Source organism: Sulfitobacter sp. LC.270.F.C4, from assembly GCF_032922545.1.
Lineage (GTDB): Bacteria > Pseudomonadota > Alphaproteobacteria > Rhodobacterales > Rhodobacteraceae > Sulfitobacter > Sulfitobacter profundi.
On the sequence record NZ_CP136692.1, the window covers coordinates 539,341 to 563,410 of the forward strand.

The 24,070-nt window shown below is 62.5% G+C and carries 21 protein-coding genes; 13 read left to right on the forward strand and 8 right to left on the reverse strand.

The annotated features are described in order from the left end of the window. Window positions 1-7: 7 nt before the first annotated feature. Genes R1T45_RS06410 through R1T45_RS06430 form a run of 5 tightly spaced genes read left to right on the forward strand, consistent with a single transcriptional unit; the run spans window position 8 to window position 5,257 of the window. Window positions 8-712 (forward strand): SGNH/GDSL hydrolase family protein, encoded by a 705-nt coding sequence (locus R1T45_RS06410; RefSeq protein ID WP_317390431.1) that lies wholly within the window; start codon window positions 8-10, stop codon window positions 710-712. 7 nt (window positions 713-719) lie between these two features. Then, window positions 720-1,448, forward strand: a complete 729-nt coding sequence (gene mtgA, locus R1T45_RS06415; protein ID WP_317390432.1) for a monofunctional biosynthetic peptidoglycan transglycosylase — start codon at window positions 720-722, stop codon at window positions 1,446-1,448. 58 nt (window positions 1,449-1,506) lie between these two features. Beyond that, complete coding sequence (locus R1T45_RS06420; RefSeq protein WP_067624607.1) at window positions 1,507-2,175, forward strand: glutathione S-transferase family protein; 669 nt, start codon at window positions 1,507-1,509, stop codon at window positions 2,173-2,175. After that, on the forward strand, window positions 2,175-3,239 hold the full coding sequence (gene queG / locus R1T45_RS06425) for a tRNA epoxyqueuosine(34) reductase QueG (protein WP_317390433.1): 1,065 nt from the start codon (window positions 2,175-2,177) through the stop codon (window positions 3,237-3,239). The genes R1T45_RS06420 and queG overlap by 1 nt, the downstream gene beginning before the upstream one ends. Window positions 3,240-3,250: 11 nt before the next feature. Beyond that, complete coding sequence (locus R1T45_RS06430) at window positions 3,251-5,257, forward strand: hydantoinase/oxoprolinase family protein (protein ID WP_317390434.1); 2,007 nt, start codon at window positions 3,251-3,253, stop codon at window positions 5,255-5,257. Window positions 5,258-5,286: 29 nt separating this feature from the next. On the opposite strand, the gene msrA is transcribed toward R1T45_RS06430, so the two are convergent. The 6 genes from msrA to ade all read right to left on the reverse strand — a co-directional run bounded on the left by msrA (window position 5,287) and on the right by ade (window position 11,289). Next, window positions 5,287-5,796: a peptide-methionine (S)-S-oxide reductase MsrA gene (gene msrA, locus R1T45_RS06435; RefSeq protein ID WP_067942613.1), complete on the reverse strand. Its 510-nt coding sequence runs from the start codon at window positions 5,794-5,796 to the stop codon at window positions 5,287-5,289. Further along, window positions 5,793-6,242, reverse strand: a complete 450-nt coding sequence (gene msrB / locus R1T45_RS06440) for a peptide-methionine (R)-S-oxide reductase MsrB (RefSeq protein WP_067624619.1) — start codon at window positions 6,240-6,242, stop codon at window positions 5,793-5,795. Before msrB ends, msrA begins: the two co-directional genes overlap by 4 nt. A 79-nt stretch (window positions 6,243-6,321) precedes the next feature. Beyond that, window positions 6,322-7,191, reverse strand: coding sequence for a DMT family transporter (locus tag R1T45_RS06445; RefSeq protein WP_120349910.1), 870 nt, complete (start codon window positions 7,189-7,191; stop codon window positions 6,322-6,324). Window positions 7,192-7,611: 420 nt separating this feature from the next. Further along, on the reverse strand, window positions 7,612-7,899 hold the full coding sequence (locus tag R1T45_RS06450) for an HU family DNA-binding protein (RefSeq protein WP_007118569.1): 288 nt from the start codon (window positions 7,897-7,899) through the stop codon (window positions 7,612-7,614). Between the two features lie 127 nt (window positions 7,900-8,026). Beyond that, complete coding sequence (locus tag R1T45_RS06455) at window positions 8,027-9,490, reverse strand: AMP nucleosidase (protein ID WP_067624625.1); 1,464 nt, start codon at window positions 9,488-9,490, stop codon at window positions 8,027-8,029. Next, window positions 9,487-11,289 carry an adenine deaminase gene (gene ade, locus R1T45_RS06460; protein ID WP_317390435.1) on the reverse strand — a complete coding sequence of 601 codons (1,803 nt, stop codon included), beginning with the start codon at window positions 11,287-11,289 and terminating at the stop codon, window positions 9,487-9,489. The genes R1T45_RS06455 and ade overlap by 4 nt, the downstream gene beginning before the upstream one ends. 123 nt (window positions 11,290-11,412) lie before the next feature. Here ade and R1T45_RS06465 point away from each other — a divergent pair, with 123 nt between their 5' ends. Continuing rightward, a complete protein-coding gene (locus R1T45_RS06465; protein WP_317390436.1) occupies window positions 11,413-12,657 on the forward strand; it encodes a glycosyltransferase family 4 protein in 1,245 nt (414 codons plus the stop codon). 6 nt (window positions 12,658-12,663) lie between these two features. Here the strand turns inward: R1T45_RS06465 and R1T45_RS06470 are convergent, their stop codons facing one another. Then, window positions 12,664-13,782 (reverse strand): polysaccharide biosynthesis/export family protein, encoded by a 1,119-nt coding sequence (locus R1T45_RS06470; protein ID WP_120349913.1) that lies wholly within the window; start codon window positions 13,780-13,782, stop codon window positions 12,664-12,666. Between the two features lie 152 nt (window positions 13,783-13,934). On the opposite strand from R1T45_RS06470, the gene R1T45_RS06475 reads away from it, so the two are divergent. The 7 genes from R1T45_RS06475 (at window position 13,935) to R1T45_RS06505 (ending at window position 22,113) form a co-directional block, all read left to right on the forward strand. Beyond that, window positions 13,935-14,819, forward strand: a complete 885-nt coding sequence (locus R1T45_RS06475) for an NAD(P)-dependent oxidoreductase (protein ID WP_317390437.1) — start codon at window positions 13,935-13,937, stop codon at window positions 14,817-14,819. Window positions 14,820-14,829: 10 nt separating this feature from the next. Continuing rightward, window positions 14,830-15,441, forward strand: a complete 612-nt coding sequence (locus tag R1T45_RS06480) for a sugar transferase (protein ID WP_067942490.1) — start codon at window positions 14,830-14,832, stop codon at window positions 15,439-15,441. A gap of 242 nt (window positions 15,442-15,683) precedes the next feature. Next, on the forward strand, window positions 15,684-17,567 hold the full coding sequence (locus R1T45_RS06485; protein ID WP_067628587.1) for a polysaccharide biosynthesis protein: 1,884 nt from the start codon (window positions 15,684-15,686) through the stop codon (window positions 17,565-17,567). Between the two features lie 153 nt (window positions 17,568-17,720). Then, window positions 17,721-19,889 carry a YjbH domain-containing protein gene (locus R1T45_RS06490; RefSeq protein WP_317390438.1) on the forward strand — a complete coding sequence of 723 codons (2,169 nt, stop codon included), beginning with the start codon at window positions 17,721-17,723 and terminating at the stop codon, window positions 19,887-19,889. Beyond that, a complete protein-coding gene (locus R1T45_RS06495) occupies window positions 19,886-20,584 on the forward strand; it encodes a YjbF family lipoprotein (protein ID WP_165935540.1) in 699 nt (232 codons plus the stop codon). The genes R1T45_RS06490 and R1T45_RS06495 overlap by 4 nt, the downstream gene beginning before the upstream one ends. Window positions 20,585-20,635: 51 nt before the next feature. After that, window positions 20,636-21,490, forward strand: coding sequence for an SDR family oxidoreductase (locus tag R1T45_RS06500; RefSeq protein WP_317391044.1), 855 nt, complete (start codon window positions 20,636-20,638; stop codon window positions 21,488-21,490). A 26-nt stretch (window positions 21,491-21,516) separates the two neighbouring features. Further along, on the forward strand, window positions 21,517-22,113 hold the full coding sequence (locus tag R1T45_RS06505) for an exopolysaccharide biosynthesis protein (RefSeq protein ID WP_120349917.1): 597 nt from the start codon (window positions 21,517-21,519) through the stop codon (window positions 22,111-22,113). Here R1T45_RS06505 and dxs read toward each other — a convergent pair. Then, on the reverse strand, window positions 22,110-24,038 hold the full coding sequence (gene dxs / locus R1T45_RS06510) for a 1-deoxy-D-xylulose-5-phosphate synthase (protein WP_317390439.1): 1,929 nt from the start codon (window positions 24,036-24,038) through the stop codon (window positions 22,110-22,112). The genes R1T45_RS06505 and dxs overlap by 4 nt on opposite strands. Between the last annotated feature and the right edge of the window lie 32 nt (window positions 24,039-24,070).

A 24,070-nucleotide genomic window follows, 5' to 3' on the forward strand; every position in this document is an offset into this window, starting at 1 on the left:
GCGGATCATGCGAAGAATTCTAGCGGTATTGGCGATAGTCACAGGCCTCAGCGCCTGCACCGACACCGCACCGCGTGGCGGGGGCGATATCCTCGTGCTGGGCAATTCCATCATGGCGTGGAATGGAGGCCGCTCCATCCCCGATGTCATTGCCAACCAAACGGGCCGCAGCGTCACCAGCCGTGCCGTGCCCGGCGCGCAGTTCGACAATGGCTCGACCATCGCCTCTGCCGTTGGCTTTGACATCCAGCAGCAGTTCCCCGGCGGGCGCTGGAACTGGGTGGTGGTGAATGGCGGTGCCAACGATTTGAGCGCCGATTGCGGCTGCGGGGCCTGCGGGGCCTCGGTGAATGCGCTGATCGCACCGGACGGTCAAAGCGGCAGCATCCCCGCCTTCTTGCAACGCCTCCGTGCCCAGACCGGGGCGCAGGTCATGTGGATGGGCTATTACGCAGGCTCCGGCTCAGGCTCCTTTGCCGGATGCCGCGATGATCTGGTCGAAATCGAATCCCGCATCGCCACTTTTGCCGCAGGCCGCCCGGGGATCCATTTCGTTGATTCCGAAGACGTGATCGACCGGGGGGACCGCGGTCTATTCGCCGGGGACAACGTGCATCCCTCCGCCCGTGGCTCTGCCCGGATCGGTGCCTACCTCGCTCAAGAAATCAACGCGCGCGAGAACCGTTCACAAAAACCCGCAGACGGCCTATAGCTGATCCATGGCGACACGGAAAAAGACCGCCCCCAAGGGCAAGAAATTGAGCAAGGCAAGCCCCCCGTTGAAGAAACGCGCGGGCCGCTGGGTGGTGCGTGCCTTGGCGCTGGCCTTTGTCTTGGCTGTGCTGCTGGTGTTGCTGTTCCGCTTCGTCAACCCGCCCACCGGGGTCTACATGCTTTCGGAATCGCGCCGTCTGGGTGGGGTGCAGCGCGACTGGGTGCCGCTTGAGCAGATCGCCCCCGTGATGGCCCGCGCGGCTGTCGCGGCAGAGGATGCGAATTTCTGCAACCACTGGGGCTTTGACATGCAGGCGATCCGCACCGCGATTGAAAATGGCTCTGCCCGCGGGGCGTCCACGATCAGCCAGCAGACGGTCAAGAACGTCTATCTTTGGCATGGGCGCTCGTGGCTGCGCAAAGCACTTGAGGCCGGGATGACTCCGCTGGTCGAAACCCTTTGGCCCAAGCGCCGGATCATCGAGGTCTATTTGAATGTGGCCGAGTTTGACGAAGGTGTCTTTGGCGTTGGTGCTGCGGCCCCGCATTACTTTGGCGTCGCGGCAGCAGACCTGAGCCCGACGCAGGCCGCGCGCCTTGCCGCGATCCTGCCCGACCCGAAAGAGCGTTCCGCCTCCCGGCCCGGTGACTTTACCCGCAAGCGCACGGCCCAGATCATGGACGGGGCGGCGACCATCCGCGCGGACGGTCGTGCCGCTTGTTTCGAGAGTTGAAAATCCTCCCGCCAGCAGGCATGGAAGAGTGCAATCCCTTTAACCACACGGACTTTATATGACGGCTCGCTTGTTTCACGTTCCCTTGTCCCCCTTCTGTCGCAAGGTGCGGCTTAGCCTTGGGGAGAAGAAGATCGAGGTGGAACTGGTCGAGGAGCGCTATTGGGAGCAAGACCCCGATTTCCTGCGCCGCAATCCGGCGGGCAAGGTGCCTGTGCTGCGGCTTGACGGGATCATGATGGCGGAAAGCGCCGCGATCTGTGAGTATATCGAAGAGACCCGTCCAGAGGCGTCATTGCTGCCCAGCGACCCGGTGCAGCGCTTGGAAGTGCGCCGTCTGGTCAGCTGGTTCGACGACAAATTCCACGACGAGGTGACCTCGAAACTGCTGTACGAGCGGGTCAACAAGAAGGTCACCAAACAGGGCTACCCGGACAGCAAGAACGTGAAGGCCGGGGCCAAGGCGATCAAATATCACCTCGACTATATGGCTTGGCTGCTGGATCACCGCCGCTGGCTGGCAGGTGACGTGATGACGCTGGCCGATTTCGCCGCCGCCGCGCATCTGTCGTCGCTCGACTATATCTCGGACGTGGATTGGAACCGCTCTGACGTGGTTAAGGACTGGTACGCCAAGATCAAATCGCGTCCCGCCTTTCGGTCGATCCTCGCCGACCAGTTGCCGGGCTTCCCGCCGCCGGTGCATTACAACAACCTCGACTTCTGATGCCTCCCGCCCCCCGTGCCGAACCCGGGCCGGAGGCCCTCAAGGCGCGGGTGGTGGCTCGGGCGCTTGAGGAAGGCTTTGTCGCCTGCCGTATTTGCCGCCCCGAAGACGTGCCCGAAATGCCCGAAAGGCTCGCCCGCTTTGTCGAGGCGGGGTTTCACGGGCAGATGGGCTGGATGGAAGAGCGGATGCATTGGCGCGGCAATCCCGCAGCACTCTGGCCCGAGGCGCGGTCGGTCATCATGCTGGCCGAAAGCTACACCCCCGACCATGACCCCCGCGCGGTGTTGGAGCATCCCGACAAGGGGGCGATCTCAGTCTATGCGCAGGGGCGTGACTACCACGATATCGTCAAGAAACGGCTGAAACGGCTGGCGCGTTGGCTGATGGAGGAGGCCCGCGCGGCTGACCCTGAGGTGAAGGTTTTCGTCGATACCGCCCCGGTGCCGGAAAAGGCGCTGGCGCAGGCGGCGGGGCTCGGTTGGCAGGGCAAGCATACCAACCTGCTGAGCCGGCAGTTCGGCAATTGGGCCTTTTTAGGGTCTGTTTTTACCACGCTTGATCTGGCCCCTGATGCGCGAGAGGTGGATCACTGCGGGTCATGCCGCGCCTGCCTTGAGGCTTGCCCGACAGATGCCTTCCCCGCGCCCTATCAACTCGACGCGCGGCGTTGCATTTCCTATCTGACGATCGAACACAAAGGGCCGGTCGATCTGGACCTACGTGAGAAGATGGGCAACCGGATCTATGGCTGCGACGATTGCCTTGCCGCTTGCCCGTGGAACAAATTCGCCGTGGCGGCCAGTGATATGCGCTATCACGGCCCCGCTGTGCAGCCGGCGGATTTGGCAGAGTTGGCGGCGCTGGATGATACCGCGTTCCGCGCGCGCTATTCCGGCTCTCCGATCAAACGGATCGGGCGGGATCGCTTTGTGCGCAACGTGCTCTATGCCATCGGCAATTCCGGGCTGGCGCGGCTGCGCCCGGTGGCGCAATCTCTGACCGAAGATGCTGACCCCACCGTGGCCGATGCCGCGCGTTGGGCGGCAGAGCTGTTGGCATAGGAGGCACGCCCATGGCGGTGTTATTGGGTGTGGACACGGGCGGCACCTATACCGACGCGGTGCTGATCCGCGATGAGTTAGAGGTGATCGCTTCGGCCAAGGCGCTGACGACCCGCGCCGATCTGGCTGTTGGCGTGGGCAATGCGGTCAGCGCGGTGCTGACGCAGTCCGGCGTGGCGGCGGATCAGATCGCCATGGCTTCGCTCTCCACCACGCTGGCGACCAACGCGCTGGTCGAAGGGCAGGGCGGGCGCGTGGCGCTGATCTATGTCGGATTTCGCGCTCCTGATCTTGAAGCGCATGGGCTGTCAGAGGCGCTGCGGGGTGACCCTTGCCTGCTGCTGACTGGTGGGCACGACCATGCGGGGGCCGAGGTTGCGCCGCTGGACGAGCCAGCCCTAATCGCCTTTTTAGAGACGCATAGGGCCGATGTAAGCGGCTTTGCCGTGGCCAGCCAATTCGCCACGCGCAATCCGGCCCATGAGCAGCGGGTCGCGGAACTGGTGGCAGAGGTCTCGGGGCGTCCGGTGTCGGCGTCTCACAGTCTTTCAGCCAAGCTGAACGGGCCGAAGCGGGCGCTGACGGCTTTGCTGAACGCGCGGCTGATTGGCATGATCGATCGGCTGATTGGCCGGGCCGAGGATCAGTTGCGCAGCTTGGGCATCAGCGGCCCGATGATGGTGGTGCGCGGCGACGGTGCCTTGATGTCGAGCGCGCAGGCCCGCGAGCGCCCGATCGAGACGATCCTTAGCGGCCCTGCTGCGTCGCTCGTGGGCGCGCGCTGGTTGACCGGGGCAGAGACGGCGCTGGTGTCGGATATCGGCGGGACGACGACCGATGTAGCGCTGTTGCGCGACGGTCGCCCGGCGATTGATCCGGCGGGTGCGCAGGTTGGTCCCTATCGAACCATGGTCGAGGCGGTGGCGATGCGGACCCATGGCTTGGGCGGTGACAGCGAAGTGCATTTCACGTCCCAAGGTCTGACCGCGGGCGTGACCCTAGGGCCGAAGCGGCTGCTGCCGGTCTCTCTCCTTGCGGTGGAGGCGGGCGAGGTGGTGCATAGAGCCTTGGACGCCCAACTGCGGCGGAGTGTCGTGGGGGAGCATGATGGCCGTTTTGTGCGGGCCGTGCCGGGTCAGGAGGTCGAAGGTCTGGTCCCGCGCGACTTGGCACTGCTGGAGCGGATCGGCACCGATGTCTGGCCCTTGGGCGACGTGCTGCGGAACCGGGTCGAACAGGGCGCTTTGGCCCGGCTGGTGGCGCGAGGGCTGGTGCAGGTGGCGGGGGTTACGCCCAGCGATGCAAGCCATGTGACCAGGCATCTTTCGGCATGGGACCGCGCGGCTGCCCACAAGGCGTTGGCGTTGTTCGGGCGCAAGCGCGGCGGCTCGGGGCTGCGGTTCTGCCCCGAGCCCGAGAGTCTGGCCAAAATCATCATCGACCAGCTGACCGGTCAGACTGCTTTGGCCCTGTTAGAGACTGCTTTTGCCGAAGAATCCCCCGCCTTTGACCTGCCGCCCGAGATCTTGGCACGGCATGTTTTGATGCAGCGTGGCCTGTCGGGGCATCGCGGCGTGCTGCGGATTGATGCGGGTCTGAACTTGCCTGTCGTGGGCTTGGGCGCTTCGGCGGCGACCTACTACCCGGCGGTAGGAAAGAGACTGGGCAGCGAGATGATCCTGCCCGACCACGCCCATGTCGCCAATGCCATCGGTGCGGTGGTGGGCCGGGTGATCATGCGTGAAAGCGGCACCGTCACCGTCCCGCACGAAGGGGTGTTTCGCGTTCATCTGGCCAATGGCCCACAGGATTTCCCGAATGCCGAACGCGCTTTGGCCGAAGCAGAGACTGCTTTGACCGAAACCGCCCGCGGGCGGGCCCAGTCAGCCGGGGCCGCACAGATCGAGTGCCACGTGACGCGCGATATTCGTATGGCGGAGATTGAGGGGCGGGAGGTGTTTGTCGAGGCCGCGCTTACCGTCGAAGCCTCGGGGCGGCCGCGCGTGGCGGCGGGCTAACCCCCGGCGCGGTGCCGGGGGCAGCATCGTTACTCAGCCGCTGCGCGTTTGGGCAGCACCCAATCGGCGCGCGGGAAATGGCAGGTGTAGCCATTGGGCAGACGTTCCAGATAGTCCTGATGCTCTGGCTCTGCTTCCCAGAAATCGCCAACGGGTTCGATCTCGGTCACGACTTTGCCCGGCCACAGGCCAGAGGCTTCGACATCGGCGATGGTATCTTCGGCGACCGCTTTTTGTTCATCGTCGACATAGTAGATCGCGGAACGGTAGCTCATCCCGCGGTCATTGCCCTGACGGTTCATCGTGGTGGGGTCGTGGATCTGAAAGAAGAACTCCAGCAGCTCACGGTAGGAGGTCTTCTCGGGGTCGAAGTTGATCTCGATCCCCTCAGCATGGGTGCCGTGGTTGCGATAGGTCGCATTGGGCACATCGCCGCCGGTATAGCCGACGCGGGTCGAGACCACACCGGGGCGGCGGCGGATCAGATCTTGCATCCCCCAGAAACAGCCACCGGCCAATACTGCGCGTTCGGTTGTCATGTCACATTCTCCACTTGGTTGAGATACTCGCCATAGCCTTCGGCCTCCATGTCGTCACGGTGGACGAAGCGCAAAGAGGCGGAGTTGATGCAATAGCGCAGCCCGCCGCGATCCGGTGGGCCGTCGGGAAAGACGTGGCCAAGGTGGCTGTCGCCGTGTTTGCTGCGCACCTCGGTGCGGACCATGCCGAGCGAGGCGTCTTCCAACTCTTCGACATAGGCAGGCACGATCGGTTTGGTAAAGCTGGGCCAGCCACAGCCGCTTTCGTATTTGTCACCGCTGGCGAACAAAGGCTCGCCCGAAACGATGTCGACGTAGATGCCCGGCTCTTTGTTGTTCAGGTATTTGCCGGTGCCGGGGCGTTCGGTGCCGCTGCGCTGCGTGACGTGGAATTCTTCGGGGCTCAGCGCATCAATCGCGGCGTTGGTTTTCTCGTATTGGGGCATGGGGTCCTCCATTCATGGGCTTGGCCTATTAGATGGTGTGTGGCGGTGAAATTCAAAGGGTTTGCGGCTCACACTGGCGTTACGCCTTGCGTTGCCGCGAGACCTGCACGGCAAGGATGCCGCCTGCGATGATGGCGACACCAAGGATGTCGCGCGGACCCAGCGTTTCGCCCAGCAGCAGGGCCGCGATGGCCACGCCGAAGAACGGGTTGAGAAAGTGGAAGGTCGCCGCCCGCGTGGCGCCGATGCGGTTCACGAGCCAGAACCATACCACGGTGGCGGCAAGGCCGGGGACAAGGCAGGTATAGGCGAAGGCGAGCGTCAGGCGCAGGCTGGGGTCGATGCGGGGTGTCTCAAACAGCAGGGTGGCGATGGAGAGGGCCACGCAGCCGACAAGCATTTGCAAGCCGACGACCATGAGGAAGTTGCCGCCCGAGGTCGCGCCGCGCACCAACAGGGTGGCTGCGGTGAGGGCCACCACGCCGATGGCGCAAAGGATGAGACCATAGAGGTCGACTTGCCCGCCGAGGCGCGCGCCCATGATGATGGCGACGCCAATGACACCGGCAAACAGTCCCGCGATGCCTAGAGGGCGCAGTTTCTCGCCCAAGAACGCCCAAGCGGCGAAGCCCACGAGAAGCGGCATGGTGGAGGCGATGATCGCGGCGAGGGAGGCCTCAATGGTCTGCATGGCGATGAAGTTCAGGCCGAGATAGACCGCGTTTTGCAGTACGCCGAAGATGATCGTCGCCCGCCACTGCGCGGGGGTGAGCCGCCAGCTTTGCCCCAGGGCCAGCGCGATGCCCACGCCGATGAGGCCGGAAATCAGGTAGCGCAGAGAGAGAGCCAGTAGGGGCGAGGCATCCATCACGATGATACGGGCAGAGGTGAAGGCCGAGGACCACATCACGGCAAAGGCCAGACCCATGAGAATTGCGCGGATGTCCATGAAATGCCCCCTGTGCTGAACTTGCTAAGCAATGGCGGGTTTGAAGGGGGAGGGCAAGGTGCGGAAAACTGGTAAGTATGCCACCCGGCCCGGAATCAAGCCGCAGGCGCCGGGCCATCGCCTGCCCGCCCGCCACGCCAGAGGCGTGCCGTGGTAGTTCGGGCGCACCGCTGGTGCGACCGGGTTGGCGATTTGGCGAGGCTGGACACGACATTGAAAGCGCACATTATGGCTGAACCATAAAGTGCATGGAGCGTCTGTTGGATCGCCGACCCGCGGGCAGGCGATGGCCCTGCGAAATGCAAACCTCAAACGGGAAAACGCGAGATCGCTAATCTGTGTACTGGCGCGCACCTTCCTCCTCCCAAACGAAAAAGGGCCGCCCGAAGGCGACCCTTTCGCAAACATTCAGCCCAAGGCTTACTCGTTCACGCTGTCCTTCAGCGCCTTCGCGATGGTCATCTTGACCACTTTGTCGGCGTCTTTCTTGAACTGCTCGCCCGTGGCGGGGTTGCGGACCATCCGCTCGGGGCGCTCACGGCAATAGATTTTGCCAACGCCCGGCAGGGTCACGGCACCGCCGGCGGACACTTCACGGGTGATCAGGTTGCAAACGGCGTCGAGCGCTGCGCCTGCGGATTTCTTGTCGGTGTCCATCTCTTCTGCCAGGGCAGCAACGAGCTGGGTCTTGGTCATCGGTTTTGCCATTTTATTCTCCTTAGACTGCCCGCTTTTTAGGGCCTCATGGCCGGAATGTAACGGTATGTTGTGGGATAACACAACGAATTGTGGCGCTCTAAACGTGAAAACATGCGATTTTCCGCTGTTTTAGCCCCTATAGGAACGCCGTTTCGTCGAAGGATCGAAGTTTCCGGCTGTGGATCCGCTCCAGCGGCATGCGGCGCAGCAGCTCCATGGCGCGAATGCCGATCATCAGATGGCGCGCGACTTGGGTCTTGTAGAAGTCCGAGGCCATGCCGGGCAGTTTCAATTCACCATGCAGCGGTTTGTCCGACACACACAGCAGCGTGCCATAGGGCACCCGGAAGCGATAGCCGTTGGCGGCGATGGTCGCGCTTTCCATATCCAGCGCCACGGCACGGGACTGGCTCAGCCGTTGCACCGGGCCGGATTGGTCGCGCAGTTCCCAGTTGCGGTTGTCGATGGTGGCGACGGTGCCGGTGCGCATGATGCGTTTGAGCTCATAGCCCTCCAATTGCGTGACCTGCGCCACCGACTGCTCCAACGCGATCTGGATCTCGGCCAACGCCGGGATCGGCACCCAGACCGGCAGGTCGTCATCCAGAACGTGATCCTCGCGCAGGTAGCCATGCGCCAATACGAAGTCGCCCAGAGCCTGCGTATTGCGCAGCCCGGCACAGTGGCCGACCATCAGCCAAGCATGGGGGCGCAGCACGGCGATGTGGTCCGTCGCCGTTTTAGCGTTGGACGGCCCCACGCCGATATTGACCAGTGTGATGCCCGAACCGTCGGCGCGTTTCAGGTGATAGGTCGGCATTTGCGGGGTCTTCAGCGTCTCTGCCAAGGGGGCATCGGGATCGGTGATCTCGGCATTGCCGGTCGAGACAAAGGCGGTATAGCCGCTCTCGGGGTCGCGCAGCATCTCGCGGGCGTATTGCTCAAACTCGGTCACATAGAACTGGTAGTTGGTGAACAGCACATGGGTCTGGAAATGCTCGGGATCCGTGGCCGTGTAATGCGCCAGCCGGGCGAGGGAGTAATCGACGCGCTGCGCGGTAAAGGGCGCGAGCGGGCGCACGTCGTCCTCAGGCACGTAGGTCCCGTTGACGATATCATCATTGGTGGTCGACAGGTCCGGCACGTCAAAGACATCGCGCAGGGTGAAATCGGCGGCCCCTTCTTGGGGCACGTTCAGCGCATTATCACCCGACATGGCGAAATGTACCGGAATCGGTGTGGTCGACGGGCCAACGATCACTGGCTGGTCGTGATTTTCAATCAGCAGGCCGATCTGCTGGATCAGATAGTTCCGAAAGAGATCAGGCCGGGTGATCGTCGCGGCGAAGGTGCCGGGAGAAGAGACATGGCCGAAGGACAGGCGCGTATCGACATGGGCATAAGACGAGGTGCGAAACCGCAGTTCGGGATAAAAGGCACGCACGCGGGCATCGGGGGCCGAAGTCTCCATCGCCTTGGCAAAGGCATCATGCAGGAAGGTCGTGGCCTGCTGATAAAGTTCGGTCAGGCGGTCCACCGCAGCTGTCGCATCGCGGAAGCTTTCCGGGTTCGGGGTGTCCGGGGTCAGGATCGTTGTCATGTTTGCGGCTCTAACAATGGGATGATTTCAAATTTCTGCACATCGACCAGCCCGAGGTCCGAGATCCGCAACTCAGGGATCACCACAAGGGCCAAAAGAGAATGCTGCATATAGGCGTTGTTCAGCTTGCAGCCACAGTCGATCATCGCCTGCACAAGGGCTTCGGCATCGGCGGCGACTTCAGCGGCGGGGCGGTCAGACATCAACCCGGCGATGGGCAGGGCGACAAGCGCCAGCTCCTCGCCCTCGCGGAAGATCGTGATGCCCCCGCCGACTTCGCGCAGCCGGTTGGCGGCCAGCGCCATCTGCTCGGTATCGGTGCCCACGACGATCATGTGGTGGCTGTCATGCGCCACGGTCGAGGCCATGGCCATGCGCCCCTCATAGCCGAATCCCGAGACGAAAGCGTTGGTCACCGTCCCGGTGGCGCGGTGGCGTTCGACCAGTGCGATCTGGCAAACCTCGCCAGTGCCCTGCACGCGGCCTTCGGTCACGGGCAGTTCAAACTTCAGCGCGCGTGTGGGCGCTTGGTTTTCGACCACGCCGATGACATTGGCGGTGACTGCGTTCGCGCCTTCGGGTGCGGCGATGTCGAAGTCATCGGCGCTCAGGTCTCGGGCCATGTTTACGGTCTGGCGAGCATTGTTAGGCCAGTCGAAATGCGGGCAATCGACAAGGCATTTGCCATCTTCCGCCACCACGTCGCCGCGTGCGATCACCGTCTCTACCGGGAAGCTCGCAAGATCCGAGGTCAGGATCACATCAGCTCGGCGGCCCGGCGTGAGCGAGCCGATCTCCCGCTCCAACCCGAAATGCGTCGCGGTGTTGATCGTCGCCATTTGCAAGGCAATTAACGGATCGCAGCCGCAGTCGATGGCATGACGCACCACCCGGTTCATATGCCCTTCGTTGGTGATGGTACCCGAGTGGCTGTCATCGGTGCACAGGATCATGTTGCGCGGATCGAGCCCTTTTTCGGTGATCGCGGTGATCTGCGTCTTCACGTCATACCACGCCGAGCCGAGCCGGATCATTGAGCGCATGCCCTGCCGCATCCGCGCCACGGCGTCGGCTTCGCAGGTGCCTTCGTGGTCATCCGCCGGACCGCCCGCCACATAGGCGGCAAAGGCGGGGCCGAGGTCGGGAGAAGCGTAATGCCCGCCCACGGTCTTGCCCGCCCGCTGGGTCGCTGCAATTTCGGCCAGCATCTGCGGGTCGGCGTTGCTGACACCGGGGAAGTTCATCATCTCGCCCAAGCCCACGATGCCGGGCCATGCCATTGCTTCGGTCACGTCTTCGGCGGTGATCTCAAAACCCGTGGTCTCCAGCCCCGGAGCCGAAGGCGCGCAGGAGGGCATTTGAGTGAAGATGTTAATCGGCTGCATCAGCGCTTCGTCATGCATCATGCGCACGCCGTTCAGCCCCAGCACATTGGCGATCTCATGCGGGTCGGTGAAGGCCGATGTCGTGCCATGCGGGATCACGGCGCGGGCGAACTCCGCCGGGGTGAGCATGGTCAATTCAATATGCATATGCCCGTCGCAAAGACCGGGGACCATATAGCGGCCATTGGCCTCAATAATGCGGGTATCATCGCCGCGGCAGTGGCTGGCATCCGGCCCGACAAAGGCGATGCGCCCGGCGGCGATGGCGATGTCGTGATCGGGCAGGCATTCGCGGGTGTGCACATTCACCCAAATGCCGCCGGTGATGATCGTATCGGCCGCGCGCCGCCCGGCTGCGACCTCGACCAATTGTGCGGCCACATCGGGCCAAGTGGGGAACGTTTTATCTGTCATGTCCAAAGGTGCCATAGGGCCGGGGGAGGTTCAAGCGGGCCCGCGATATGAAAGGGCGCGGGATGTTGCCAGCGCGCGCCGCATGCGGCTAACTGGGGCTCAAGGCATTCACGGAACCATCAAATGAATTTTCTCTTTGTGCACCAGAACATGCCCGGCCAATACCGGGAGTTGGTGCAATGGCTGGCGCAGGCGGGCGGGCATCGGATTTATTTTCTGACCCAGCGTCAGAACGCCCCAAATCTGCCCGGCGTCGAAACCCGGGTCTACCGCCCCCATCATCGGCCCGATGACAAAGCCTATGGGCTCTCGCGCGTTTGGGAAGAAGCCTCGGGCAATGGTTTCGGGGCCGTCAGCGCGGCCCGGCAGATCGAAACGCAAGAGGGCTTTCGCCCCGACATCATCATCGGCCACGTCGGTTGGGGGGAGTTAAGCTTTTTCAAAGAGCTTTGGCCCGATGTTCCGATCATCGGCTATTTCGAGTATTATTATAACATGACCGGTGGGATGGTCGGCTTTGATCCAGCCGAGAAAATTTCGACCCATGCGCCTTACCTCAACCATGCGCGCAATATCGTGCCGCTGGCCAATATCGAGACCGTCGATCTGGGCCACTGTCCGACCCATTGGCAGCGCGACCGTTTCCCCGAAAGCTTTCACCGCAAGCTTTACGTCTGCCACGATGGCATCCGTACCGATCAGCTATTGCCCGACCCGGATGTCAGCCTGCGGTTGGGGCGTTTGGCAGAGCCCGTGACGCGCAAGGATGAGATCATTACCTATGTCGCGCGCAATCTGGAAAAGACGCGGGGCTTTCACACGATGATGCGCGCTCTGCCGCGTATCTTGGCCGAGCGGCCCGCTGCGCGGGTGGTGATCGTCGGCGGCAATGAGGTGTCCTACGGCAAGCAAAGCGACCATCCCGGCGGGTTGCGCGGAGAGATGGCGGCAGAACTGCAGGGCAAGGTCGATTGGGAGCGGGTGCATTTCGTCGGCAAAGTGCCATACCCCGATTTCAAGAAGCTTGTGCAGATCAGCCGCTGTCACATCTATCTGACGATGCCCTTTGTGCTGTCTTGGTCACTGCTCGAAGCCATGTCGATGCAAGCCACGATCGTGGCCTCTGATGTGGCCCCGGTGCGCGAGGCGGTGAGCCATGGCAAGACCGGGCTGCTGGTGGATTTCTTTGACCCCGATGCGCTGGCGGCGCAGGTGGTGGAGGTGCTTGCCAATCCGCAGGATCACGCCCATCTCGGCCCGGCGGCGCGGGCGCATGTGGTTGAGCATTACGATTTCCTTACCCGCTGCCTGCCCGAACACCTCGCGCGGATCAACGCATTGGTGCCCGACAGCAAACGGATAAGCTAGCGAGGATCAGTTGCCAAGGTTTCCAGCGGTGTTCACCAGCCCAAAGACCGATCCGACGAGGCCCAGAATGGTGCGCGTGTCCGACAGTGGGCTTTCGGTTGCAAGCACCAGATCGCCGGATTGAATGTGGAAATTCCGCGCCGAGAACAGCCCGTCAGATGTGGTCAAATCCAGTGTGAACACCACCCGCGTGCGGCGCGGGCCGCGCACCCCGGCGCTGACCGCGCTGGCGGGGTATTCGCGCAGGATCAAAATGCCCTCGGGGTCGGCGCGGGATTCGTTTACCCCACCGATGATCGCCAGCGCATCCAGAGCAGAGACCTCATCGCGGTTGAAGGGAAACTGTGCCTCCCTTCCGGCGGCACCCAGCGACAGGAAGTAACGGCGGTCATCCTCGATGATCAGTTTGTCGCCCCCGATCAGCCGGGTATCAAGGCTGGGGTTTTCGTAAAGCCGGTCGATCGACGTGGTATAGATGTTTGGGCCGCGCAGCAGTTTGACCTGCGGGTTTTCGATGCCGCTTTGCACCCCGCCACCAGCCGAGATCGCCGCCAGCACGGTAAAGTTATTGTCGGGCATCAGGATGTTGCCGGGGCTGCTCACGCCGCTCACCAGATCGACGGAGTTGCTGCGCCCTTCGGTCATGGCCAGTTGCACCTGTGCCGAGGGCACGATCGTCTCAAGCCGACGCTGAAGCAATTGCCGCGCTGAATCCGGGGTCCGGCCCGAGACCTGAACCTTGCCGATATAGGGCATGAAAATCGTCCCGCTCTCCGAAACGCGAATGCCGGACAGGGTGGCAACCTGTTGGCTTGGTGAAGTCAGCAGCGAGTTGTCGCTGCTGTCCCAAACCAGAATGTCCAGCCGATCACCGGGGCGGATGACTTGGGCGCTCGACCCTCGGCTGGCACCGATCCAGCCATGGCGTCTTTCGCCGGTGCGGGGCCACTGAGCAACACTGGGCAGAAAGGCACGGGTGACGGGATAAACGGCGATATCGGCATCCGGCGCGGCCGCTTCCTCTGTGACCTCTTTTTGGATGGCTGCACCACGTGGAAGGTTGCTGCATGCCGCCAGCGAGAAGGTCATCAGGGCCAAGAGGAACAGTTTGCTCAGGTGCTTCATGAGATGCGCAGTCGCTTTCTGGTGTTTCACCGGTAAACCGGGGTACTTGTGCCTGTATGCAGTGTTAATTGGCGGCTTGCAAAGGATGTTGTAAACCCGGCCCCCATCCGAAATTCTAGCCCCTCAGGATAGAGGCTGAACCTATGGCGTCAATGACTACAAAAGACAGCGCGGTTTCAAGCGGCCCGGCGGATTTTGACGGGGTTCTCTTGTTGGGCGCGACGGGGCGTTTGGGCAGCATGCTGCGCCGTCATTGGCCTGAACCGCAGGCTCTGCGCAGCCAGTCGCGGCAGCCTCGACCCGGATTTTACAATTTCGATCTGCCAGCAGCGGGAGAGGGGCCAAGTGATGCGGCGATATCCACCGCGCGTGGGGCGCGGGCGGTGATCGCTTTGGCCGGGGTGACCCCGGCCCGGGCGGGGGCCTGCGGCGCAGCGCTGGAGGATAACGTCACCCTCGCCCTCGCCGCGCTGAAACTGGCAGAGGCGGCGGCGGTCCCTCGGTTTTTTGTCGCCTCTTCGGCAGCGGTCTATGGCGCGCAAGACGGTCCCCTGCGAGAGGATATGCCCTGCGCTCCGCTTTCGGAGTACGGCAGGCAGAAGCTGGCGATGGAACAGGCGGTGCGAGAAGCGGGAGGCAAGACTGCCGTCACCGCGCTGCGGATCGGCAATGTGGTCGGCGCGGATGCGATCCTTGGCGGCTGGCAACCGGCAATGCAGATTGATCGCTTCCCCGATGGCGCCACGCCTAGCCGCAGCTATATCGGGCCGGTGACCTTGGCGCGGGTGCTCTGCACGCTCTGCCATGTGGACGACCTGCCGCCCGTTTTGAATATCGCGGCCCCCGGCGCGGTGCAAATGGGGGCGCTGCTCGATGCGGCGGGGCTGGCGTGGCAGCCCAAACCGGCTCCGGCCACCGCCATTCCTGAGGTGCGGCTGGATACGAATGCGCTTGAATGCCACGTCGATTTCACGCCAGAAACTCAAACGCCCGCCGGTATGGTACGTGAATGGCAGCAGGATATGAACAAACGATGAAGACCCTTCAATGACGTGGCGCAAGCGCATCTTCGATCTGTTCTTCGCCAGCCTGCTTGTCATCATCTTGGGGCCGATCCTGCTGGGGTTGCTGGTCTGGTTGCTGCTGAAAGAGGGGCGGCCGCTTTTTCATGTGGCCGAGCGGATGAAAACGCCTGAGCAGAGTTTCAACCTTTGGAAACTGCGTACGATGACCGTGGCAGAGAAGGATCAGGGCGTATCGGGCGGCAACAAAGCCGCGCGGATCACCCCCACTGGCGCATGGCTCAGGGCGCGGCGCTTGGATGAGTTTCCCCAGCTTTGGAATATCCTGCGCGGCGATCTAAGCTTTGTCGGCCCGCGTCCGCCGCTGCGCGAATATGTGGAGCGTTTTCCCGAGGTCTATGCCGAGGTTCTGAAATCCCGGCCCGGCGTGACCGGGTTGGCCACGATCCGGTTTCACAAACATGAAGAACGGCTGCTGTCGCGCTGCGAGACCCCGGAAGAGACCGACCGTGTCTATTGTCGTATCTGCGTCCCGCGCAAAGCCCAACTAGATCTGATTTATCAGCGCCATCAAAGCACATGTTACGACTTCGATTTGGTGTTTCAAACTATCAGCAACCTTTTTAGACGCAGATGAAGGTGGCGGTGGCCCGCGGCGTGACCGGGGGCAAATAGTTAAAAATTGGTGTTTTTTACAAAATCGTGGCATTGTTTGCTGAAAATTTAAGCGAATCCAGATTCGATTGATGACACATTGAGCGCTATCTACTGTTTTTACGCTTGCTGGTGCTCAGAAAGAGCTCCATGGACGAAAGAGAGCTACTAATACGTTTCGGGCGCATCGCGGTCGCTAATATACACGTAGACAGGAGACGGCGCATGCTGAGCATCATCAAGTCGCTGACCAAACGGCAAAAGCGCGTGATCATGTTGGCGCTCGACTCCCTTTTAATCGTTGTCTCCACGATTGCCGCCTTGGCTGTGCGCGGGCTGCCTGAGCATCTTCTCGAAACACTCGCCAACTATGCCCCGGTATTACCTCTTACCCTGATTGTTGGTGTGCTCGTATCGATCCGCTTGGGGGTCTGTAGCACACAATTGAACGCCTATGAGACCGCAGCGGTCGGTAGCACCGCTATTTTGGGGACCACCCTGGCGGGCGTATCCCTGCTGGGCGCGTCCCTTCTGGGGCTGGATTTCCCGCTGGGCGTGCATATCATGTTCGGGGCGATCTTTTTCTCTCTGGTGGTGCTGTCGCGGGTAATCTTGTTGCATATCGTGCTGCAAATCTACCGTACCGGCGACGCGCGCTGCCGTGTCCTGATTTATGGCGCGGGCACCACGGGGACACAGCTGGTCTCGGCGCTGCGCGGCCATGAAACGATTGAGCCTATTGCCTTTGTCGATGATAACATTGCGCTGCAAGGGCTCAACGTCTCAAAACTGCCGGTCTATTCCTCGCGCGGCATTGCTGAACTTGTCGTCGAGAAACAGATCGACCGCGTGTTGCTGGCCGTGCCCTCGCTAAGCACCCCAAAGCAGGCGCAGATCGCCCGACGGCTGGAGAAGCTGGGTCTGGAGGTGCAAACCCTTCCGTCCTTCGCGCAATTGATCGGGGAAGAGGCTTTGGTCGACAAGCTTTCCCCCGTTTCTCCGCGTCGGTTCCTGAACCGCGATGAAATCACCCCTTTGATCAACGAAGGCGGAGAGAGCTATGCCGGTAAGGTAGTTTTCGTCTCAGGTGCGGGCGGCTCCATCGGGTCGGAGCTTTGCCGTCAGGTTCTGCTTTGCCGGCCCACCAAACTGGTGCTCTTCGAACTGAGCGAACTGGCCCTCTACAACGCCGACATGGAGATCCGGCAGTTGGCCGAGGGCAGCGACATCGAAATCGTCTCGGTCCTGGGTACGGTCACGGATACCCGGCAGCTGCGCAAAGTGCTGTCGCAGCACGGGGTCAATGTGATCCTTCATGCCGCCGCCTATAAGCATGTCCCGCTGGTCGAGGCGAACCCGCTTTCGGGGCTGGTGAACAATGTTTTGGGCACACAGGCGCTGGCCGAGCAGGCCGCCCGCGCAGGCGTGGAGCGTTTCATTCTGGTATCGACCGACAAGGCTGTTCGCCCCACAAATATCATGGGTGGGTCCAAGCGGCTTGCCGAACTCGTCATTCAGGATATGGCGCGCAAATATGGCGGCGAGGGTGGTGTTATCTTTTCGATGGTCCGTTTTGGCAATGTGTTGGGGTCGTCCGGGTCTGTCGTGCCGCTGTTTCAAGAACAGGTTAGCCGCGGCGGCCCGTTGACGGTGACGGATCGGGGCGTGGCGCGCTACTTTATGACGGTGGAAGAGGCCGTGCGTCTGGTCTTGCAGGCTGGATCGCTGGCCCAAGGGGGCGAGGTCTTCGTTCTGGACATGGGCAAGCCCGTGCCCATCTTGAAACTTGCGCGGCAAGTGATTGAAACGGCCGGATACACCGTCCGGGACGAAGACAACCCCGATGGCGATATCGAGATCGAGATCACCGGCCTGCGCCCCGGCGAGAAGATGACAGAGGAGTTAACGCTGAGCGGTTTGCTCATCAACACGGCGCATCCCAAGATCTATTCCGCGCGGGAAAACGGATTGAACGAACTGGAAATCGCCTCGGTCCTGCGGGACTTGCGCGAAGCACTTGTTGCCAATGACGAAGATCTGGCCCGTCAGGTTGTCTACCGCTGGGTCGAAGGCTTCGCCCCGCCCGAGGCGCTGAGAAAATCCTCCTGACCGGACCGTCACATGTCGCGATATTGCCGCGGTCGCGGCGCGCGGCAAAACGGTGGCGGGACAGAGATTGATTTGCAGGGGCTGTCCGTGCCAAATCTAGCCAACAATATCGCAGGTAAGGGGCGCTTTGTGGATCAGCGGACGAAATTAGGAATGCGTAGGCTGAACCGTGGGCCGCTGGTGTCGATGCTCTTGGCGGGGGTGGCGCTGCCCGGTGTTGCGCTGGCTGATCCGACTTACGACATCTTTGAAACCCCCGAGCGTCCTTCGCTCAACTTTTACGGCTCGCCGGGGCTGGTCGATATGCCAACCGCCCATGCACTGCCGGATGGGCAGCTTGCCATCGGGGTCTCAAACTTTGCAGGCATGACGCGCACCACCTTGACCTTTCAGGCCACACCACGCCTGTCGGCCAGCTTTCGCTACGTTGGAATTCGGGATTGGACCGATGTCGTTCCCGGCAATTTCGATACCTATCGCGACCGAAGCTTTGACCTGCGCTATATGCTGAAAAAGGAAGGCGCTTTCTGGCCTGCGATCACCGTAGGTTTGCAGGATTTCGCAGGCACTGGGATCTACGCGGGCGAATATGTCGTCGCGACCAAGACTTTCGACAACACGCTGCTGCCCGGGCGCGTCAAGGTGACCGGTGGTCTGGGCTGGGGGCGTCTGGGCAGCTACGGCAGCATCGGTGCGCCCTTTGGTGGCAACCGCGGCTCTTTTGTCGGGGGCAGCACGGGGGGCAAACCTTCGTTTGATCAATGGTTTCGCGGGTCGGCTGCGCCCTTCGCCGGGGTAGAGTGGGCGGTGAATGACCGTTGGACCCTCAAGGCGGAATACAGTTCCGACGCCTATGAGACCGAAGACGGCTCGCGCGAGATCTTTACCCGTAAATCGCAGTTCAACTTCGGCACCGAATACCAATATTCCGACGGGCTGCGGTTGGGGGCCTATTATCTCTATGGGTCCGAGATCGGGGTGAACCTGCAATACCAGTTGAACCCCCGCAAGCCGCTGACGCCGGTCAAGATTACCCCGGTCGCGCCGCTCAAGGTACGCCCCAGCCGCGCGACCTCTCCGGCGGCTTGGGATACGCAATGGACCGCCAGCACCAACCAGCAGCGCAGCCTGCGCGATCAGGTGAAAGAGGTGCTAGATGCCAGCGGTCTTTCCCTCGTGGCGCTGACGCTTGATTCCGCCAAGGCCGAGTTGCGGTTGCGCAATGACCGGTATCAGGCCCCGGCGGTTGCTGTGGGGCGTGGTGCGCGCGCGCTGGCTTGGGTGCTGCCCGCCTCGGTTGAGACCTTCCGCATCGTCTTGGTCGAAGAGGGATTGGCGCAATCCGCCGTGACCCTGCGCCGCTCTGACCTTGAGGCTTTGGAGTTTGACCCGCAGGCCGCCGACGCGCTGCTGGCGGTGGCGGGCATCGGTGAGGCCACTCCCCGGCTGCCCGGCGCGATGGAAAATGACGACCTCTACCCGGATTTCGCCTGGTCCATCGGCCCCTATCTGTCGCCCAGCTATTTCGACCCGGAAGAGCCGGTTCGCCTGGATGGCGGCGTGGAGGTCACGGCCAGCTATCGCCCCGCGCCGGGCTGGACCGTCGCAGGCGGTCTGAAGCACCGTCTTTTTGGCTCAGTGGGCGATAAAACGACGCCGAGCAATTCAAGGCTTCCGACCGTCCGCACCGAGGGGCCGCGCTATGCCCGCGAAGGCGAGACGATCATCGACAATGCCTATGTGAGCAAGCAATGGAAGCCCGGCAATGACCTCTATGCGCGGGTCACAGCAGGCTATCTTGAACGGATGTTCGGGGGCGTCTCGGCCGAATTGCTGTGGAAGCCTGTCAACAGCAATCTCGCTCTTGGGGTTGAGGCGAATTACGTGAAGCAGCGCGATTATGACGGTGCTCTGGGCTTTCTCGATTACAGCGTGGCGACGGGCCATGTCTCAGCCTATTACGCCTTTGGCGGCGGCTATCATGGTCAATTGGACGTGGGCCGCTATCTGGCCGGTGATGTCGGTGCGACCGTGACCCTGACGCGCGAATTTACCAACGGCTGGAAGGTCGGCGGCTTTTTCACCATCACGGATGTCTCGGCCGAAGAGTTTGGCGAGGGGTCTTTTGACAAGGGCATCAACCTGACGATCCCCATCGGTTGGTTCTTGGGCGAGCCGGACAAACGCAGCTTGTCTACCACGATCCGACCGATCCAGCGGGATGGCGGGGCGCGGCTTCAGGTGCCGGGCCGGCTTTATGAACAGGTGCGCAGTGGCCATCGCAATTCACTGGAAGATCAATGGTCGAGGGTCTGGGAATGAAGCATTTTGCAACCGGTCTTTTGTTGATCGCCAGCCTTACCTTGAGCGCCTGTGCGGGCGGAGGGCGCGAAGAGGAACGCAGCCCGCTGCTCAGCGCGGGCAGCACGTTGTTTAGCATTCTCAAAGACCGCACCGGGCCCGATGCGCCAGCCAAGGGGCGGGTGACAGTGACCCGCACGCTGCTGGATCAGACGCCCGGCGCGGTCATGCAGGTGGTGCCGGAAAACACCGGGCTGCAGGACTTTCTGAAACGTGTCGCTCGGCGGTCTGATGGCACGCCGGGGATGGTTGAGGTCTGGCAATCCACGGATCAGGCTCAGATCGTCCTGCGCGAAGGCGTGCTGGTCGGCACCAAGGGGCTTGGTGGCGATATGCGCTCGGCCCAAGCGCAAACGGTGATTGCGGCGCTGGACGGGCAGGGCGGCGGCGGCGAAAGGCTGATCACGCTGGCGCGGCTGGATGGCACTGCACAGACGGTGCCCTTTGCCTGCGACGTGACCCATCTGGGTCCGGAAACGATCCAGATCGTGGACCGTCGCCTGTCCGTGCGTCATTTTCGTGAGGACTGCGTTTATGGCGCAACGACCTTCAGCAATGACTATTGGGCCGAGGTCGGCACCGGCAAACTCCGCCGTTCGCGGCAATGGGCCGGGCCGCAATTCGGCTATATGGCGATCGACCTTCTGAAAGATTAAAATCCCTGCTTGGCGCTTGTGATCGCAGCCCGCGCGGGCCAATTTGGCGAGATGGATAAAACGCTTCTTTCCCTTGGGCATGGCTATAGCGCACGCGCATTGGCCGCCCGGTTGATCCCGCAGGGCTGGCGCATCATCGGCACCACGCGCAGCCCCGAAAAGCTTAAAGAGATTGCCGCGACGGGGGTGGAGCCGATGCTCTGGCCCGGCGACGATCTGAGCGCGCTTTTGCAAGAGGTGCCGAACTTGCTGGTCTCTGCCGGGCCGGGGCCGGAGGGCGATCCGGTCCTGCTGGAGTTGCAGGATCAGATCACCGCCGCCGCCCCGCATCTGCGGTGGGTGGGCTATCTGTCGACCACTGGCGTCTACGGCGACCACGGCGGCGATTGGGTGGATGAGACCACGCCGCTTGCCCCCTCTACCCGACGCGGCGCGGCGCGGGTGCAGGCCGAGGCGGCATGGGGCGCGATCCCCGATCTGCCGCTACATATCTTTCGGCTGGCGGGCATCTACGGCCCCGGACGCGGGCCATTTGCCAAGGTGCGCAAGGGCACGGCGCGGCGCATCATCAAGCAGGGCCAAGTCTTTTCGCGGATCCATGTGGAGGATATCGCTCAAGCGCTGGAATTGTCGTTGGCAAAACCGCAGCCGGGGGCGATCTACAACCTGTGCGACGACGACCCCGCTCCGCCCCAAGATGTGATCGGCCATGCCGCCGCGCTTTTGGGCCTGCCGTTACCCCCGGCGGTGAACTTCGACGAGGCCGAGATGACCCCCATGGCCCGCAGCTTTTATGCGGAGAGCAAGAAGGTCCGGAACGATCACGCCAAGGCGGCGTTGGGCTGGCAACCGATCTACCATGATTATCGCTCGGGTCTGGCCGCGCTGCTGGGGGCGGATGACTGAACCCGTGGCACCGCCCGAGGCACCGAATGCGTCAAGACGAACACACGTTGGCCTATCTGCTCGACAGTATGGAGCGCGCGGCAGAGAAGGAGACGGTGTCGATCAACGATGTGCTGCATGAGATCGGCGACCGTTCCATCACACCGCTGATCCTGATTGTCGCCTTGCTGCTGGTCTCGCCCCTGTCGGGAATCCCCGGCGTCTCGACCCTAGCGGCGGTGACGATCATCCTTTTGGCGGTGCAGGCCGTTACCGGGCGGCGCAGGCTTTGGATGCCGCAGTTTTTGCTGCGGCGCGAAGTGGCGGGCCATCGGTTAAGCGGCTGCGTGCGCTTTTTGCGTCGTCCCTGCGCCTTTGTCGACGGGCGCTGCAAGCCGCGTCTTCAGTTCCTCACCACCGGTCCGATGCGTTTCATCACGCTTGTCGTGGTCACGATCATCCCGCTCGGCTGGCCCTTTATGGAGGTCTTGCCGATGATGTCGTCGCTCGGCGCTGGCACCGTGGCGTTACTGGTTTTCGGCCTTTTCACTCGCGACGGGCTGTTCGTGCTTTTGGGCTATCTCTGCGTGGCGATCACGCTGAGCGCGGGCGCCCTGCTGGTGTTGACCGCCGCCAGCAGCTAGGCGCGCTGCGCGTCCAGATCGCCGATACCGAGCACCTCAAGCACTTTGGCGATGATCTGTTCCGCGTTCATCCCGGCCACCGCATACATATCCGCCGGGCTGGCCTGATCAATGAAAGTATCGGGCAGCACCATGGAGCGGAATTTTAGCCCCTTATCAAAAACAGCCTCATCCGCCAGCAGTTGCGCCACATGGCTGCCAAAGCCGCCCACGGCACCCTCTTCGATGGTGATGAGCGCTTCGTGGTCTGCGGCCAGTTTCAGGATCATGTCGCGGTCCAGCGGCTTGGCAAAACGCGCATCGGCGATGGTGGGGGTGATGCCCTTGGCCGCAAGCTGCTCTGCGGCTTTCTCAACTTCTTCGAGCCGCGTGCCAAAGGACAAGAGCGCAACCTTGCTGCCTTCCCGGATCATCCGGCCCTTGCCGATTTCCAGTGGCGTGCCGCGCTCTGGCATCTCGACCCCGCGCCCCTCGCCGCGCGGATAGCGGAAGGCGATGGGGCCTTCGTCATGGGCGGCGGCGGTGGCGACCATATGGCGCAACTCGGCCTCGTCTGCGGCGGCCATCACCACGAAACCCGGCAGGTTGGCAAGGAAGGCCACGTCGAATGCGCCCGCGTGGGTCGGCCCATCAGCCCCCACCAGCCCGGCGCGGTCGATGGCGAAACGCACCGGCAGGCGCTGGATCGCGACGTCATGCACGACCTGATCGTAGCCGCGCTGCAAGAATGTTGAATACATGGCGCAGAAGGGCTTCATCCCCGCCGCCGCAAGCCCCGCGCAAAAGGTCACGCCATGCTGTTCGGCGATACCTACGTCGAAACAGCGGCTGGGGTAGCGTTCGGCAAAAAGATCAAGCCCGGTGCCGTCGGGCATCGCTGCGGTCACGGCACAGATCTTGTCATCCGCAGCAGCCTCGGCCAGCAGGCTGTCGGCGAAAACGCGGGTATAGCTCGGCGCGTTGGAGGGGGCTTTCTTTTGCTCGCCGGTCACCACGTTGAACTTTGCCGTGGCATGGCCCCGATCACGCGCGGCTTCGGCAGGGCCATAGCCCTTGCCCTTTTGCGTCTGGATATGGATCAGGATCGGCCCCGTCGCGCGTTGATGAACGGTGCGCAGCACGGGCAGCAACTGGTCCATGTCATGCCCGTTGATCGGGCCGAGGTAGGAAAAGCCGAGGTTCTCGAACAGGGTGCCGCCGACGGCCATGCCCTTGAGCATATCCTTGGCGCGTTTGGCGCCTTCGCGGAACGGTTCGGGCAGCAGGCTCACCGCGCCTTTGGCGGCGGCTTTGAAGTCCTGAAACGGCGCTTCGGCATAGAGGCGGCTGAGGTAGCTCGACATTGCGCCGACGGGCGGGGCGATGGACATCTCGTTGTCGTTGAGGATGACGATCAACCGTTTTTTCAGGTCGCCCGCGTTGTTAAGCGCCTCATAGGCCATGCCCGCGCTCATCGCGCCGTCGCCGATCACGGCGATCGCATCGCCCAAGCCCTCGGGGATCACGCCGCCCAGATCACGGCCCACGGCAAAGCCGAGCGCGGCCGAGATCGAGGTCGAGCTATGCGCCGCGCCGAAGGGGTCATAGGGGGATTCGCTGCGTTTCGTGAAGCCCGACAGCCCGTCCTTCATCCGCAGGCTGCGAATGCGGTCGCGGCGTTCGGTGAGGATTTTATGCGGGTAGCATTGGTGGCTGACGTCCCAGATGATTTTGTCGCGCGGGGTGTCAAAGACCGCATGCAGCGCCACGGTCAGCTCCACCACGCCAAGCCCTGCGCCCAAGTGTCCGCCGGTTTCCGACACGGCCGAGATCGTCTCGGCCCGCAACTCGCGCGCGACTTGGGTCAGTTCGGCATCGGACAGGCGTTTCAGGTCCGCAGGGCGGGTGACCTGATCAAGCAGGGGGGTGGCGGGTTTGTCACTCATCGGGGCCTCTCTGGTGCCGCATTGGCGCATGT